Genomic DNA, 14,706 nt, shown 5'->3' with positions numbered 1-14,706 from the left:
GGGTACGCTCGTCGGATGCTGACTGCTGCCCCCGACATCGAAGTCCTGGTCCGGTTCGGCCGGGCGCTCGCCGATCCGGTCCGCTGCCGGATCCTGCTGGCCCTGCGCGAGGCCCCGGCCCACCCGGCCGACCTCGCCGACACGCTCGGCGTCTCGCGCACCCGGCTCTCCAACCACCTGGCGTGCCTGCGCGACTGCGGCCTGGTCGTCGCGGTCCCCGTGGGCCGCCGGACCCGCTACGAACTGGCCGACGCCCGTCTCGGCCACGCGCTCGACGACCTGCGCACCGCCGTGGTCGCCGTCGAGTCCGACCGCACCTGCCCGGAGGCCGCCACCGAGGGGTGCTGCTGACCGTGGCCGCGGAGATCTCCCTGTCCCCCGGCCCCGCGCGGCGCGACGCGCTGACCCGCCGGATACGGCTGCTGGTCGCCGCGACCATCGCCTACAACGCGGTCGAGGCGGTCGTCGCCCTCACCGCCGGGGCGCTCGCCTCCTCCACCGCCCTGATCGGCTTCGGCCTGGACTCCGTCGTCGAGGTGTCCTCCGCCGCCGCCGTCGCCTGGCAGTTCTCCGCACGCGAGCACGCCGTGCGTCAGGCGCGGGAGAAGAGCGCGCTGCGCGTCATCGCCCTGTCCTTCTTCGCGCTGGCGGCGTACGTCGCGGCCGACGCGGTACGGGCCCTGGCCGGGACCGGCGCGGCGGAACGCTCGGTCCCCGGCATCGTGCTGGCGGCCCTCTCCCTGGCGGTGATGCCGTTCCTGTCCGCGGCCCAGCGCAGGGCGGGGCGCGAACTGGGCTCCGCCAGCGCGGTCGCCGACTCCCGCCAGACACTGCTGTGCACGTACCTGTCGGCCGTGCTCCTGGCGGGCCTGCTCCTGAACGCCACCGTGGGCTGGTCCTGGGCCGACCCCATCGCGGCCCTGGTCATCGCCGCCGTGGCGGTCAAGGAGGGCCGGGACGCGTGGCGTGGCAAGGGCTGCTGCGCGGTACCGGCGTCACCGTCACGGACGGCGTCACCGTCACAGCCGGCGTCACCATCACGGACGGCGTCGCCGTCGCTGCCGGTGTCGCCGGAGGGTGGGGGGAGCTGCGGTTGCCGCGCAGGGGGTGGGTGTTGTGCGGGGACCGGCTAGGCCGCCCTGCGGCGCGGGCGCGACGTCCGCCTGCCCGGCGCGGGCCGCTCCACCTCCCCGGTCTCCGGGAACTCCCCGGACTCCTCGGGCGGGAAGACCTCGTCCTCTCCGAAGTCCGGGGCTCGGAAGGGATTGGTGACCGGGGGAGGCGATGCCGCGGCGGAGCGGCGGGGTTGCCCTTCCGGAGCGGAGAACAGCGAAGTCGGTTCGATGGGAGGACTCTCTTTCGTTGGGAGCGGCCCCCTGACGGGGCCGCGCGTGCCGTGACCCGGCACGAGGTCCTACAGCTTGGTCATCTTGGCGTAGGGGCTCAGGATCCGCATCTGTGCGGAGCCGAAGTCCACGAGCACCGCGATCCCGTCCTCGACACCGATCACCCGGCCGAGGCCGTACATGTCGTGGGTGACCTGGTCCCCGACGGCGAAGTGCTTCGGCGCCGGCGCGACGGGGGCCGCGAAGGGGCTGGTAGGCAAATGACGCTTCTGTGCAGCACGCTTTGTCATCACGCCCCAGTATGCGCCCCGGGGGGTGTTTGTGGGGACGGGCGAGCGACGATGAGGTCACGAACTGAGACGGAAAACGTCGAAGGGCCCCACCGCGAACGGTGGGGCCCTTCGACATCGTGCCCGGTGAGGCACTGGCGGAGGATACGAGATTCGAACTCGTGAGGGGTTGCCCCCAACACGCTTTCCAAGCGTGCGCCCTAGGCCTCTAGGCGAATCCTCCGCCGGAAACATTACATGACCGAGAGGAGTGCTCGCGAACTCGTTCCCTGCCCCCGACATCAGGTAGCCTTGGCGCAGCCCCTCACGCGGCGCTATCTGACTGAACTCCCCCAGGGCCGGAAGGCAGCAAGGGTAGGTCGGCTCTGGCGGGTGCGTGAGGGGCGTCTGCGTCCCCGGGCCGGTGGGGCCGGGCCCGTGTCCCGGACGGGGCCCGATGTCAGGGGTCCGATGTCAGTGGGCGCCTATAACCTCGTATGCGTGTCGTCTCTCGCTCTGTACCGCCGCTACCGCCCGGAGACCTTCGCCGAGGTCATCGGGCAGGAGCATGTCACCGACCCGTTGCAGCAGGCGCTGCGCAACAACCGGGTCAACCACGCGTACCTGTTCAGCGGGCCGCGCGGCTGTGGCAAGACGACCAGCGCGCGCATCCTGGCCCGCTGCCTGAACTGCGAGCAGGGCCCCACGCCCACGCCGTGCGGTACGTGCCACTCCTGCCAGGACCTCGCGCGCAACGGCCCCGGTTCCATCGACGTCATCGAGATCGACGCCGCTTCCCACGGTGGCGTGGACGACGCCCGTGACCTGCGCGAGAAGGCCTTCTTCGGACCCGCCCGCAGCCGGTACAAGATCTACATCATCGACGAGGCCCACATGGTCACGTCGGCCGGTTTCAACGCGCTGCTGAAGGTCGTCGAGGAGCCCCCGGAGCATCTCAAGTTCATCTTCGCGACGACCGAGCCCGAGAAGGTCATCGGCACGATCCGCTCGCGCACCCACCACTACCCCTTCCGCCTCGTCCCGCCCGGCACCCTCCGGGAGTACCTGGCCGAGGTGTGCCAGCAGGAGGGCATCCCCGTCGAGGACGGGGTGCTCCCGCTCGTCGTGCGCGCCGGCGGCGGTTCCGTGCGTGACTCCATGTCCGTCATGGACCAGCTGCTCGCCGGCGCCGCCGCTGACGGTGTGACGTACGCCATGGCGACCTCCCTGCTCGGTTACACCGACGGCTCGCTCCTCGACTCCGTCGTCGAGGCCTTCGCCACCGGTGACGGGGCCGCGGCCTTCGAGGTCGTCGACCGCGTGATCGAGGGCGGGAACGACCCCCGCCGTTTCGTCGCCGACCTGCTGGAGCGGCTGCGCGACCTGGTGATCCTCGCCGCCGTTCCGGACGCCGTGGAGAAGGGGCTCATCGACGCCCCCGCCGATGTCCTGGAGCGCATGCAGGCCCAGGCCGGCACCTTCGGCCCCGCCGAGCTGAGCCGGGCCGCCGATCTGGTCAACGAGGGCCTGACCGAGATGCGCGGCGCCCACTCGCCCCGCCTCCAGCTGGAACTGATCTGCGCCCGCGTCCTGCTTCCGGCCGCCTACGGCGACGAGCGTTCCCTCATGGCCCGCCTGGACCGGATCGAGCGCGGGGTGAACTTCTCCGCCGCGGGCCCGGCCGGCCTGCCCGCCACGGGATACGTGCCCGGACCGCAGCCGGAGGGCCATCAGGACAGGCCCGGCGGCGCGCCCGCCGCGCACGCTCCGGTTCAGCCGGTTCCGCCGGGCGGGGGCCCGGCCGCGGCCCGGGCGGCGGTGCGCGGTGGTCCCGGAGCTCCCGGAGCAGGCAGCAGCCCCGGAGTTCCCGGCGGACCCGGTGGTCCGGGCAGCGGCGGCACCGGTGGTGGTACGGCGGCCGCGGCGGAGCACGCCCCCGCGGCAGCGGGCCCGGGCACAGCGCCCCAGGGGCCCGGCGCCCCCACCGGGCACGCCCCCGGGGCACCCACGGCCACCGCCGGCACCCCCGCCCAGCCTCCGCACCCACCCACGACCCCTCAGGCACCGGCCGCATCGGCCCCGGCCCCCGGCGCCTGGCCCACCGCCGCCTCCGCGGGCGGCGGCCGCCGCCCGGGCGGCTGGCCCACCGCCACCCCGGGCGCACCCACCCCGGGCGCACCCGCCCCGGGCGCACCCGCCCCGGACACCCCGGCAGCGGGCCCCGCGACACCGAGCGCCCCCACACCCAGCGTTCCGCGGACGGCACCGGCAGCACCGTCGGCACCTCCCGCCCAGGCCGCCCCCACGCCCGCGGCCCCCGCGCCCGCCGGCCTCGACCCCCGCATGCTCTGGCCGAACATCCTGGAAGCGGTCAAGAACCGCCGTCGCTTCACCTGGATCCTGCTCAGCCAGAACGCCCAGGTCGCGGGCTTCGACGGCACCACCCTCCAGCTCGGCTTCGTCAACGCCGGTGCCCGGGACAACTTCCTGAGCAGCGGCAGCGAGGACGTGCTGCGGCAGGCGCTGGGCGAGCAGTTCAACGTCCAGTGGAAGATCGAGGCGATCGTCGACCCCTCCGGCGGCTCCGCACCCCCGGCCCCGGGCGGCCCGTCCGGCTACGGCGGCGGCCAGCCCGGCGGCCACGGCTCCGGCGGGGGCGGCGGCTACGGCGGCGGCTTCGGCGGCGGTACGGCGACCGCCCAGCGCTCCGCCCCGGCCCAGTCGACGGCCCCGGCGGCACCCGCCGCGCAGCCGGGCGGCTCCCCTTCCGGCGCCGCGTCGGTCCCGGCGGCCGCCCCGACCGCCCCCGTCCCGCAGCCCTCGCCCCCGCAGCCCCGCCACGTGTCCGTCGAGGAGGACATCCCCGAGGACGACGACCCCGACCTCGACGAGTCGGCCCTGTCCGGTCAGGAACTGATCGTCCGGGAGCTGGGCGCGACGGTCGTGGAGGAGTTCTCGAACGAGCCGTAGGGAGGAGTGCGGCACGGGCGGCGGCCCCCGCGGCCGACCGGCCTGGAGGAACCTCCAACGCGGCCACCCCGCCCCTTCGGAAGCCCGCACAAGGGAATCCCGGCGCCTCCCGTTAGGCTGACCCCCGTGAAGGTCCTCGTCATCGGTACCGGCGCCCGCGAACACGCCCTGTGCCATTCCCTGTCCCACGACCCCGACGTCACGGCGCTGCACTGCGCCCCCGGCAACGCCGGCATCGCCGAGGTCGCCGAGCTGCACCAGGTCGACGCCCTGGACGGCGCCGCCGTCACCGAGCTGGCCCAGCGGCTCGGCGCGGACCTCGTGGTCGTCGGCCCGGAGGCCCCGCTGGTCGCCGGTGTCGCCGACGCCGTGCGCGAGGCCGGCATCCCGGTCTTCGGCCCTTCGGGCCGGGCCGCGCAGCTGGAGGGTTCCAAGGCCTTCGCCAAGGACGTCATGGCGGCGGCCGAGGTGCCCACGGCCCGCTCGTACGTCTGCACGACCGAGGAAGAGGCCGACGCGGCCCTCGACGCCTTCGGCGCTCCGTACGTCGTGAAGGACGACGGCCTCGCCGCCGGCAAGGGCGTCGTCGTCACGGACGACCTGGAGACGGCCCGGGCGCACGCGGCCGCGTGCGAGCGCGTGGTCATCGAGGAGTACCTGGACGGCCCGGAGGTCTCCCTGTTCGCCGTCACCGACGGCGAGACGGTCGTGCCGCTGCAGCCCGCCCAGGACTTCAAGCGCGCCCTGGACGGCGACCAGGGCCCGAACACCGGCGGCATGGGCGCGTACTCCCCGCTGCCGTGGGCCGACCCCAAGCTGGTCGACGAGGTGCTGCGGACCGTGCTGCAGCCGACCGTGGACGAGATGAACCGCCGTGGCACGCCGTTCTCCGGGCTGCTCTACGCCGGTCTCGCGATCACCTCCCGGGGCGTTCGCGTGATCGAGTTCAACGCCCGCTTCGGCGACCCCGAGACCCAGGTCGTGCTGGCCCGTCTGAAGACCCCGCTCGCGGGGCTGCTGATGGCCGCGGCCACCGGCAACCTCGCCCACCTGGAGCCGCTGCGCTGGAGCGACGACGCGGCCGTGACAGTGGTCGTCGCCTCGCACAACTACCCCGGCACCCCGCGCACCGGCGACCCGATCACCGGGCTCGACGAGGTCGCCGCCCAGGACGCCCCGCACGCCTACGTGCTGCACGCCGGGACCCGGCGCGAGGGGGACGCGATCGTCAGCGCGGGCGGCCGCGTCCTGTCCGTCACGGCCACCGGCAAGGATCTCGCCGAGGCCCGCGACCGCGCGTACACCGCCGTCGGCCGCATCCACCTCGACGGCTCCCAGCACCGCACGGACATCGCGGCCAGGGCGGCGGGCGCGTAGCCGGCCGCTCCCGAGCGGGGTGGAACCACCCTCGCGCCGATGAACCTCCCAGGCCCCGGATCCGTCTCAGGATCCGGGGCCTGAAGTATGCGGTGGACGAGGGCCTGATCCTCGCCGTCCGTCATCCACCTTTCCCCAGAGCCATTCCATCGAGTGACCGATGTCCTATCCGGCTGACGGGGGCCGGGGCCCCAACTAGGGTGCCGCGCAAGCGTTCCGGCACTTGGCCCACCGGCATTGCGATGTCGGTGGCGGGTGCCACAGTGGGGGAGTGAGCAAGGAAAGCGTCAGGTCAACGGGGAGGGGGGGAGGTCGGTCGTGACCGGAATGGGTGTGGAGGCAGGCGCGCAGGCCGCGCGGTCCCGGGCGCTCGTGGTGCTGCGCATCCGCAGCCGGGCGCTGGCCGCCGCCCTGCTGCCGGCGGCAGCCGCCGTGGTCCTGCTCGCGGGCATCCCCACCGGCCACCTGGCCGGTCCCGGCTGGGACGCCGCCCGCTGGGTCCTGACGCCGCTGGCGCTCCTGGTGCTGCTCGCCGCCGCCGCCATCGCCCTGGTCGTGGCCCGGGCCCGCCCGGCCATGAGCCCGACGGTCGCCATCGCGGAGGAGGCCGCCCCGGATCTGTACCGGATGGTGCGCGACCTCGCCGACCGCCTCGACGTCCCCGCGCCCTCGGCGATAGCGCTCACCCCCGACTGCGACAGCTGGCTGGAGGACCGCACGCACCGGGCCCACGGCCCGCCCCCGGCGGAGGAGCACGAGGACATAGCGGGCGCGGGCCGGCACGCCCACCGCCGCCACCCGGTGGCACCGGTCCTGGTCATCGGCTCCCCGTTCCTGTGGTGGATGCGGGTCGGCGAGCTGCGCGCCGTCCTCGCCCCGGTGGTGGCCGGCACGGGGCCCTCGGCCCACCCGGACATAGCCGCCGCCCGGCGCTTCGTCCGAGGCCTGGACGCCGCGGTCGCGGTGACCTCGGCGCCCCGCCGTGACCCGGTGTCCCGGCTGGTCCTCGCCGGTGTCGGGTGGGTGGCCCGGGTGCTGCTGCGCGGCTGCCGGGTGCACGCGGCCGAGATGGAGCGGGGCGTGGCGGCCGCGGCCGCCGAGCGTGCACAGGCTGTGGACTACGGCCTGCGGATCGTCGCCCAGGAGCAGGTGGGTCTGGCCTACGCCGGCTGGGACCGGCTGCTGACCCGGGTCGCCCTGCCCGCCTGGCGGATGGGCCGCTGGCCGTCCCGGCTGGACGCGGGTGTCGTGGCGGCGCTCACGGAGCTGTCCCGGCGGGACCGCCTGGCCGAGGGTTTCGCGTCCCGGCTCGGTGAGCGGCCGGCCTGCGACCTGCTGGAGGAGCCCGGCGCGGTCGACGAGGCCGCCTCCCTGCTCGCCGCCCGCCTCTTCCACGGCGGACCGGCGGGGGCAGGACCCGACTGGTCGCCGGTGGACTGGAGCGAGTATCCGGAGGAGGTCGTGGACCGCAAGTGGCGCATCGACGCGGCCCGCCTCCACCGCGTCCTGAACGCGCTGGGCGTCCGCCCCGCCCCCGGCCCCACGTCCTCCGGTACCGGCGCCCCGACCCTCGCCCGCGTCCTGGACCACCTGACGGGTCTCTCCGCCGACGGTCCCGCGGTACCGGGCGAGCACCCCACCGCGAGAGCCGACGGCGCTCCCGCGACCGCAGCCGGACCGGCTACCGGAGCGAGCCCCGGACCGGTCCTACCCGCGGCGGCCCCCGCCGACGACGAAGAAGAAGACCTCTCCGGTACCACCCCCCGCAGCGCCGCCCTCGCCGCCCGCCTCAGCGCCGAGCTGTCCCGCGAGGAGACCGCGGCACCCCGCCCGTCCCCCACGGCCCCCGACGCCACGGCCGCCGACCCCGCCGCCGCCCTCTGGGACGACCGCACGCTCCCCCTCTTCCCCCTCCAGCCCCCGCGCACGGCCCGTGACCTGCTCGCCGACCACCTCACGGCCATGGTCTGCTGCGCCGCGATGGACACCGCCGGAGCGACACCCGGCCTCGACTGGCTGGACGGCCCGACGCTGCTCGTCGACGGCGCCCGCACCCCGGATCTCGCACCGAAGGTCCTCGCCCTGATCGAGGACGGCGACGCCGCCCCGCTCCGGACCTGGCTGGCCGACCTGGGCATACGGCCGGAGAAGCCGGTCCGCCTCGCCTGACCCCGTCGGTCCCCCGGCACCCGCCCGCCGGAGCCCCACCTTCCGCTTCTGGCCAATTCAAAACGAACAGTGACGAAGTGCGTGCGTTATGTGATGTGCTTGGACCGTTCGCGCGCATGGCAAGGGCGTGCGACATACGACAAACGCACAAGACCACACACGACACCACACACCACATCGGCAGGCATCACCACGGGGGCGAAGGGGAGGGGAAGCGACTATGCGTTCGGAGCAGATCCGCCGCTGGGAGTCGGGAGCACTGGCGCACGCCGTGACGGATCCCTTCGGGCAGGGCCCCGTTCCGTGGCTGCGCGGCGATGTCACGTACTTCGACGACACCGGCCGGATCGTCCCCTGGTACGTGGACCAGGACGGCCCCCACGCCCAGCGGAGGGACGGCCGCTCCGGCGGCCCCCGCGCCGCCGACGACGTCCACCGCCAGATCAAGGGCTTCACCTCCACCGGCGCGGTCGCCCCGGGCGAGGCCGTCGACTTCCACATCACGGTCGACCCGCCCCAGCAGTTCGCCGTCGACATCTACCGCATCGGCCACTACGGCGGTGACGGCGCCGCCAAGATCACCACCAGCCCACGCCTGTCCGGCATAGTCCAGCCCCCGCCCCTCACCGCCGACCGCACGGTCTCCTGCCACCACTGGTGGCTGTCCTGGCGGCTGCAGGTCCCGTCGTACTGGAACATCGGCGCGTACGTGGCCGTCCTCACCACGGCCGACGGCTACCGCTCCCACGTGCCGTTCACCGTCCGCCACGACCAGCCCGCCGACCTGCTCCTCGTCCTGCCCGACATCACCTGGCAGGCCTACAACCTCTACCCGGAGGACGGGCGCACGGGCGCGAGTCTCTACCACGCCTGGGACGACCAGGGCCGGCTGCTGGGCGAGGCGGACGCCGCCACGACGGTCTCCTTCGACCGCCCGTACGCGGGCGCCGGCCTCCCGCTGCACGTCGGGCACGCCTACGACTTCATCCGCTGGGCCGAGCGCTACGGCTACGACATCGCCTACGCCGACGCCAGCGACCTGCACGCGGGCCGCGTCGACCCCACCCGCTACCGGGGCCTGGTCTTCCCGGGCCACGACGAGTACTGGTCGGCCGAGATGCGCCGGACCGTGGAGGCCGCCCGGGACGCTGGCACCTCGCTGGTCTTCCTCTCCGCCAACACCCTGTACTGGCAGGTGGAACTGGGCCCGTCCCCGTCCGGCGTGCCGCACCGGCTGCTGACCTGCCGCAAGCGCAAGGGCCCCGGCAAGCCGGTGCTGTGGCGGGAGATCGACCGGGCGGAGCAGCAGCTCCTCGGCATCCAGTACGCGGGGCACGTGCCCGAGCCGCATCCGCTGGTCGTGCGCAACGCCGGGCACTGGCTGTGGGAGGCGACGGGGGCGCACGAGGGCGACGAGATCGAGAACCTGGTGGCGGGCGAGGCCGACCGCTACTTCCCGCGCACCCCGCTGCCCGAGCACGAGGAGCGCGTCCTGCTCGCCCACTCCCCGTACACCGACAAGGAGGGTGTCCCGCGCCACCAGGAGACGTCCCTCTACCGCGCCCCCTCCGGCGCCTGGGTCTTCGCAGCAGGAACGTTCGCCTGGTCACCGGCCCTGGACCGCCCCGGCCACGTCGACGGGCGCGTCCAGCGCGCCACCGCCAACCTCCTGGACCGCATCTGCAAACGCGACTGACCCGCTGTCGGCGAGCGGGCTCGCATACGGGAGAATCGAGCCACTCGTACTGAACCACGGGGAGGAACCGTGTCCGGATTCGTCGAAAAGCCCGAGCCGCTCCAGATTCCGGGCCTGGTGCATCTGCACACCGGCAAGGTGCGCGAGCTCTACCGGAACGAGGCGGGCGACCTCGTGATGGTCGCCAGCGACCGCATCTCCGCCTACGACTGGGTGCTGCCGACCGAGATCCCGGACAAGGGCCGGATCCTCACGCGGCTGTCCCTGTGGTGGTTCGACCAGCTCGCCGACCTGGTCCCGAACCACGTCCTGAGCACGGAGCTGCCCGCCGGCGCCCCGGCCGACTGGCAGGGCCGCACCCTGGTCTGCAAGTCCCTGAAGATGGTCCCGGTGGAGTGCGTGGCCCGCGGCTACCTCACCGGCTCGGGCCTGGCCGAGTACAACCAGACCCGCACGGTCTGCGGCCTCGCCCTGCCCGAGGGCCTGGTCGACGGCAGCGAGCTGCCCGCCCCGATCTTCACCCCGGCCACCAAGGCCGAGGTCGGCGAGCACGACGAGAACGTGTCCTACGAGGAGGTCGCCCGCCAGGTCGGCGCGGAGACCGCCGCGCAGCTGCGCCAGGCGACCCTCGCCGTCTACTCGCGGGGCCGGGACATCGCCCGGGAGCGCGGCATCATCCTCGCGGACACCAAGTTCGAGTTCGGCTTCGACGGCGACACCCTGGTCCTCGCCGACGAGGTCCTCACCGCCGACTCCTCCCGCTTCTGGCCGGCCGACCAGTGGCAGCCGGGCCGGACGCAGCCGTCGTACGACAAGCAGTTCGTGCGCGACTGGCTCACCTCGGCGGAGTCCGGCTGGGACCGCACGGGCGAGCAGCCGCCCCCGGCCCTGCCGCAGCAGGTCGTCGACGCCACCCGCGCCAAGTACGTGGAGGCGTACGAGCGCCTGACCGGTACCAGCTGGTCGTAAGCGGCAGCGGACACGAGCAAGCCCCCCGGCCGGAACCGGGGGGCTTCTCGCTGGAGCGAACGACGAGGTTCGAACTCGCGACCTCAACCTTGGCAAGGTTGCGCTCTACCAACTGAGCTACGTTCGCATGCGCCGTGGCGCGGGAACCACTATACCCAACCTCGCTCTCGCGCGAGCCGCACCGCGGCATGCCGGTTCTCCGCCCCGAGCTTCGACACGGCCGACGACAGGTAGTTCCGCACCGTCCCCTGCGACAGCGCGGCCCGCTCGGCGATCTCCGCGACGGGCGCCCCGTCCGCGGCGAGTTCCAGCACCTCGGCCTCCCGGGCGGTCAGCGGCGAGTCCCCGGCGGCGATGGCGTCGGCGGCCAACTCCGGGTCGACGTAACGGTTCCCGGCGTGCACGGTGCGGATGAGCTCGGCGAGCCGCTGCGCGCTCACCGTCTTGGGCACGAATCCCCGCACCCCGGCCGCCAGCGCCCGCTTCAGGTGCCCGGGCCGCCCGTGGCTGGTGACGATGAGCACCTTGCAGCCGGGCAGTTCGGACCGCAGGGATGTGGCGACCTTCACACCGTCGGCGCCGGGCATCTGGAGATCCAGCACGGCGACGTCCGGCTCATGGGCCCGGGCCATCGCCAGCGCCTCCGGCCCGGTGGCCGCCTCGGCGACGACCACGAGGTCCTCCTCCAGCGCCAGCAGCGCGGCGAGCGCCCCCCGGATCAGGTGCTCGTCGTCGGCGAGCAGCAGCCGCACGGGCCTGGCGGCGGTCATCCGCCGACCTCGTCGACCTCGCGCGCGGCGGCGGACCCGGCGGGGGAGGCCGCCGACGGCAGGGCGATCTCCGCCCTCAGCCGGAACAGCCCCCTGCCGGCCGGCCCAGCCTCCAGTGTCCCGTCGATCTTCGCCAGCCGCTCCCGCAGCCCGGCCAGACCCGTACCGGACGAACCCGGCACGCCGTTCTCCGCCGCGGTGACCCCGTCGTTCTCCACGGACAACACCACCCGCCCCTCCCGTACCTGCAGTTCCACCACACACCGCCGCGCGTCCCCGTGCCGCAGCACGTTCGTCGCGGCCTCCCGTACGACCCACCCCAGGGCCGACTGCACCCCGGCCGGCAGTCCCGCCGGGGTCCGCCCGCTCACCGTGCAGTCGATCCCGGCGGCGGCCAGCACCCCCTGCGCACCGGCCAGTTCCGCCGCGAGGTCGACCTCCCGGTAGCCGCGCACGACCTCGCGCACCTCCCGCTGCGACTCCTGGGCGAGCCGCTGCACCTCGACCATCTGCGCGACGGCTTCCGGCCGCCCCCGCTGGGCCAGCTGTGCGGCCAGCTCGCTCTTGAGCGCGATCACGGCCAGGTTGCGCCCCATGACGTCGTGCAGATCCCGCCCGAAGCGCAGCCGCTCCTCGGCCACGGCCAGCCGGGTCCGGGTCTCACGGGCCTCGTCGAGCTCATAGACGGCGTTGAGCAGCCACACCGAGAAGACGGCCGTGAAGGCGATGAACCCGCCTCCGGCCAGCACGATCACCGCCGTGACCAGCGCGGCCTGCGCGGGAGCCCCGAAGGCCAGGGCCACGATCCCGCCACCCAGCGCGAAGCCGGCGGCGATCCCGAACGCCCGCCGCCGGTCGCGGACGCCGAGCGCGATGATGCCGGGACCGAAGATCAGCACGACGCCGAAGACGCCGCCCGCCGCGGTGTCGGCGGACTCACCGCCCGGTCCGCGTTCGGCGATGCCGATGGCGGCGACGGAGATCACGGCGGTGACGGCGGCCAGGGTCCACATCAGGCCCACGGGCTGGGGCCTGCGGCCGCGCGTCCAGTCCACGGCCCGGGACACGGTGGCGAAGCACACCGCGGCGTGCACGCCCACCATCAGCAGCACCCAGCCGCCCAGCCGTGGCCCCAGCGGAACGGCCGACGTGACCCCGACGGAGCAGAACTCCATCACGGCGAAGGAGTGGAACGACGCCCGTGTGTACGTCTCGACCTTGGCCGGGGTCGTCTTCCCCCGCCACCACCTGCCCGGCCCGCGCATCAGCCCGTCACTCCCCGTTCGTTCAGCGCCGCGGTTCCCAGGAGAACCTCCGCCGTACAGCAAACACGGCGACGGCGGTCCAGGCCACCGCGGTGGCGACGGCGCCGAGCGCGTCGTAGGCGGACAGGTCGCCGGTCCAGCCGCCGCGCACCAGGGTGACGACGGGAGTCAGCGGCAGCAGCTCGCACACGGAGGCCACCCGGTCCGGCAGCAGCTCCAGCGGGACGAACATCCCGGAGCCGACCATCGAGACCATCATCAGCGGCATGGGCGTGACCTGCGCGCTCTCGCCCGTCCGGGTGAAGCTCGCGGTGGCCGCGGCGAGGGCGGCGCACAGCACCAGCCCCAACAGCAGTCCGAGGACCGCGAAGTGGGGCGCGGACGGCGCGGCCACGTCCAGCAGCACGGTGCATCCCGCGGCCAGCAGCAGACTCTGCGCGAGCCCGGTGAGGACGGCCGGCAGGGCCGCGCCGGCCAGGATCTCGCCGTCCCGCAGCTCGCCGGTGCGCAGCCGCTTGAGGACGAGTTCCTCCCGCCGGACGACGAAGGTGCCGACGAGCACCGAGTAGACGGCGAAGAGCAGGGAGAAGCCGATCGCGGCGGGCAGCACGAAGGTGCCGGTGTCGAGCCCGGCCTTGGCGAGGTCCATCTCCCCGGCCGCCTGCGAGGCGCTGACCGGCAGCACCAGCGGCACGAACAGCGCGGCGACGAGGGCGCCCCTGGTCCGTCCCAGGAGGGTCAGTTCGGCGCGGGCGAGGGCCGTCATCCGGCTCAGCGCGGTGGTCGCCGCGGGGCGGGGCGTGGTGGGGACGGCGCTCATGCCGCGTACTCCTTCGTCGTCGTGGCCCGCTCGGCGGAGGCCTCCCTGGCGATCCCGAGGAACGCCTCCTCCAGGGACGCCGACCGCACGTCCAGGCGGCGCAGCTCGACGCGGGCCCGGTCGGCCCACATCAGCAGCCCGGTGGCGGTCCGCTGCAGTTCGTGGGTGCGCAGCCGGACGGTCCGGCCGTCGGTCTCGTGCCCGGCCACGCCCAGTTCGCCGAGCGGCGGAAGGTCGCCGACGAAGTAGCCGTCGGGCAGCTCGAAGGAGATCCGCGAGGGCTCCGCGGCGGTGACCTCGGCCGGGGTGCCGGTGGCGGCGATGCGCCCCTCGTGCATGATCGCCAGCCGGTCGGCGAGCTGCTCGGCCTCCTCCAGGTAGTGCGTGGTCAGCAGCACGGTCGTACCGCCGTCGCGCAGCGCGCTCACCAACTCCCAGGTGTCGTGGCGGCCTTCGGCGTCCAGACCGGTGCTCGGCTCGTCCAGGAACAGCACCTCGGGGTCGCCGAGCAGGGCGAGCGCCAGGTCCAGCCGGCGCCGCTGTCCACCCGAGAGCTGCTTGACCCGGGTGCCGGACTTCGACTCCAGTCCGACCAGTGCCAGCACCTCCGCCGGCGGCCGGGCCCCGCTCACGCACCCCGCCCACATCCGCGCGGTCTCCGCGACGGTCAGCTCCGACGGGAACCCGCCCTCCTGGAGCATCACACCGGTGCGGGGGCGTACGGCGGCCCGCTCGGTGTACGGGTCGTGTCCGAGGACCCGCACCCGGCCGTCCGCGGGCGGGGCGAGTCCCTCCAGCAGTTCGACGGTCGACGTCTTGCCGGCGCCGTTGGTGCCGAGCAGCGCGAAGATCTCCCCGCGCCGGACGGAAAAGCTGATTCCGCGTACTGCCTCGAACCCGCCCCCGTACACACGCCGCAGGTCAGTGACCTCAATCACGTGTTCGTGTCCGTTGGTTTGCATGCTTCCAGCGTTCCGTCCGCACGGTCCGCGGAGCAGTGCGCGCTGTCATCACTCGGCATGACAAATGTCAGCGGGGTCGGAAGGATGCCGGGG

General features: G+C 74.1%; 12 protein-coding genes, 2 tRNA genes and 1 other RNA gene. 8 read left to right on the top strand and 7 right to left on the bottom strand.

Annotation, left to right across the window (positions count from 1 at the left end; genetic code table 11):
- Positions 1 to 15 precede the first annotated feature (15 nt).
- Together ABTZ58_RS02665 and ABTZ58_RS02660 are read left to right on the top strand one after the other, a co-directional pair.
- A complete protein-coding gene (locus tag ABTZ58_RS02665) occupies positions 16 to 351 on the top strand; it encodes an ArsR/SmtB family transcription factor (protein ID WP_351349681.1) in 336 nt (111 codons plus the stop codon).
- A complete protein-coding gene (locus ABTZ58_RS02660) occupies positions 342 to 1,133 on the top strand; it encodes a cation efflux transmembrane domain-containing protein (RefSeq protein WP_351349679.1) in 792 nt (263 codons plus the stop codon). Before ABTZ58_RS02665 ends, ABTZ58_RS02660 begins: the two co-directional genes overlap by 10 nt.
- A 281-nt stretch (positions 1,134 to 1,414) precedes the next feature.
- On the opposite strand, the gene ABTZ58_RS02655 is transcribed toward ABTZ58_RS02660, so the two are convergent.
- Positions 1,415 to 1,636: a hypothetical protein gene (locus ABTZ58_RS02655; RefSeq protein WP_309096820.1), complete on the bottom strand. Its 222-nt coding sequence runs from the start codon at positions 1,634 to 1,636 to the stop codon at positions 1,415 to 1,417.
- Between the two features lie 135 nt (positions 1,637 to 1,771).
- Positions 1,772 to 1,859, bottom strand: a tRNA-Ser gene (locus ABTZ58_RS02650).
- Positions 1,860 to 1,932: 73 nt separating this feature from the next.
- On the opposite strand from ABTZ58_RS02650, the gene ffs reads away from it, so the two are divergent.
- The 6 genes from ffs to ABTZ58_RS02620 all read left to right on the top strand — a co-directional run bounded on the left by ffs (position 1,933) and on the right by ABTZ58_RS02620 (position 10,796).
- Positions 1,933 to 2,027: signal recognition particle sRNA small type (gene ffs, locus ABTZ58_RS02645), an RNA gene on the top strand.
- An 89-nt stretch (positions 2,028 to 2,116) separates the two neighbouring features.
- Positions 2,117 to 4,585, top strand: a complete 2,469-nt coding sequence (locus ABTZ58_RS02640) for a DNA polymerase III subunit gamma and tau (protein ID WP_351349677.1) — start codon at positions 2,117 to 2,119, stop codon at positions 4,583 to 4,585.
- 126 nt (positions 4,586 to 4,711) lie between these two features.
- On the top strand, positions 4,712 to 5,962 hold the full coding sequence (purD, locus tag ABTZ58_RS02635) for a phosphoribosylamine--glycine ligase (RefSeq protein WP_351349675.1): 1,251 nt from the start codon (positions 4,712 to 4,714) through the stop codon (positions 5,960 to 5,962).
- A 327-nt stretch (positions 5,963 to 6,289) separates the two neighbouring features.
- Positions 6,290 to 8,131 (top strand): hypothetical protein, encoded by a 1,842-nt coding sequence (locus ABTZ58_RS02630; protein WP_351350375.1) that lies wholly within the window; start codon positions 6,290 to 6,292, stop codon positions 8,129 to 8,131.
- A 220-nt stretch (positions 8,132 to 8,351) separates the two neighbouring features.
- Complete coding sequence (locus ABTZ58_RS02625; protein ID WP_351349673.1) at positions 8,352 to 9,827, top strand: N,N-dimethylformamidase beta subunit family domain-containing protein; 1,476 nt, start codon at positions 8,352 to 8,354, stop codon at positions 9,825 to 9,827.
- Between the two features lie 69 nt (positions 9,828 to 9,896).
- Complete coding sequence (locus ABTZ58_RS02620; protein WP_351349671.1) at positions 9,897 to 10,796, top strand: phosphoribosylaminoimidazolesuccinocarboxamide synthase; 900 nt, start codon at positions 9,897 to 9,899, stop codon at positions 10,794 to 10,796.
- 51 nt (positions 10,797 to 10,847) lie between these two features.
- Here the strand turns inward: ABTZ58_RS02620 and ABTZ58_RS02615 are convergent.
- The 5 genes from ABTZ58_RS02615 to ABTZ58_RS02595 all read right to left on the bottom strand — a co-directional run bounded on the left by ABTZ58_RS02615 (position 10,848) and on the right by ABTZ58_RS02595 (position 14,613).
- Positions 10,848 to 10,923: transfer RNA gene (locus ABTZ58_RS02615), tRNA-Gly, on the bottom strand.
- 22 nt (positions 10,924 to 10,945) lie between these two features.
- Complete coding sequence (locus tag ABTZ58_RS02610; protein WP_351349669.1) at positions 10,946 to 11,566, bottom strand: response regulator; 621 nt, start codon at positions 11,564 to 11,566, stop codon at positions 10,946 to 10,948.
- Entirely contained in the window at positions 11,563 to 12,831 is a 1,269-nt protein-coding gene (locus tag ABTZ58_RS02605) for a sensor histidine kinase (RefSeq protein ID WP_351349667.1), read from the bottom strand. The genes ABTZ58_RS02610 and ABTZ58_RS02605 overlap by 4 nt, the downstream gene beginning before the upstream one ends.
- Positions 12,832 to 12,853: 22 nt before the next feature.
- Positions 12,854 to 13,651, bottom strand: coding sequence for an ABC transporter permease (locus tag ABTZ58_RS02600; protein WP_351349665.1), 798 nt, complete (start codon positions 13,649 to 13,651; stop codon positions 12,854 to 12,856).
- A complete protein-coding gene (locus ABTZ58_RS02595) occupies positions 13,648 to 14,613 on the bottom strand; it encodes an ABC transporter ATP-binding protein (protein WP_351349663.1) in 966 nt (321 codons plus the stop codon). Before ABTZ58_RS02595 ends, ABTZ58_RS02600 begins: the two co-directional genes overlap by 4 nt.
- Positions 14,614 to 14,706 lie beyond the last annotated feature (93 nt).

The sequence above is a fragment of the Streptomyces sp. NPDC094143 genome (genome assembly GCF_040303825.1).
Lineage (GTDB): Bacteria > Actinomycetota > Actinomycetes > Streptomycetales > Streptomycetaceae > Streptomyces.
Note: the sequence above shows the minus strand (reverse complement) of the source record. Positions and strands in the feature narration are given on the sequence as shown.

Bases quoted from the DNA above. Each gene is read 5' to 3' on its own strand.
- ABTZ58_RS02595 (WP_351349663.1), bottom strand. From the start codon at position 14,613: ATGCAAACCAACGGACACGAACACGTGATTGAGGTCACTGACCTGCGG.
- ABTZ58_RS02655 (WP_309096820.1), bottom strand. From the start codon at position 1,636: ATGACAAAGCGTGCTGCACAGAAGCGTCATTTGCCTACCAGCCCCTTC.
- ABTZ58_RS02605 (WP_351349667.1), bottom strand. From the start codon at position 12,831: ATGCGCGGGCCGGGCAGGTGGTGGCGGGGGAAGACGACCCCGGCCAAG.
- ABTZ58_RS02625 (WP_351349673.1), top strand. From the start codon at position 8,352: ATGCGTTCGGAGCAGATCCGCCGCTGGGAGTCGGGAGCACTGGCGCAC.
- ABTZ58_RS02630 (WP_351350375.1), top strand. From the start codon at position 6,290: ATGGGTGTGGAGGCAGGCGCGCAGGCCGCGCGGTCCCGGGCGCTCGTG.
- ABTZ58_RS02600 (WP_351349665.1), bottom strand. From the start codon at position 13,651: ATGAGCGCCGTCCCCACCACGCCCCGCCCCGCGGCGACCACCGCGCTG.
- ABTZ58_RS02665 (WP_351349681.1), top strand. From the start codon at position 16: ATGCTGACTGCTGCCCCCGACATCGAAGTCCTGGTCCGGTTCGGCCGG.
- ABTZ58_RS02610 (WP_351349669.1), bottom strand. From the start codon at position 11,566: ATGACCGCCGCCAGGCCCGTGCGGCTGCTGCTCGCCGACGACGAGCAC.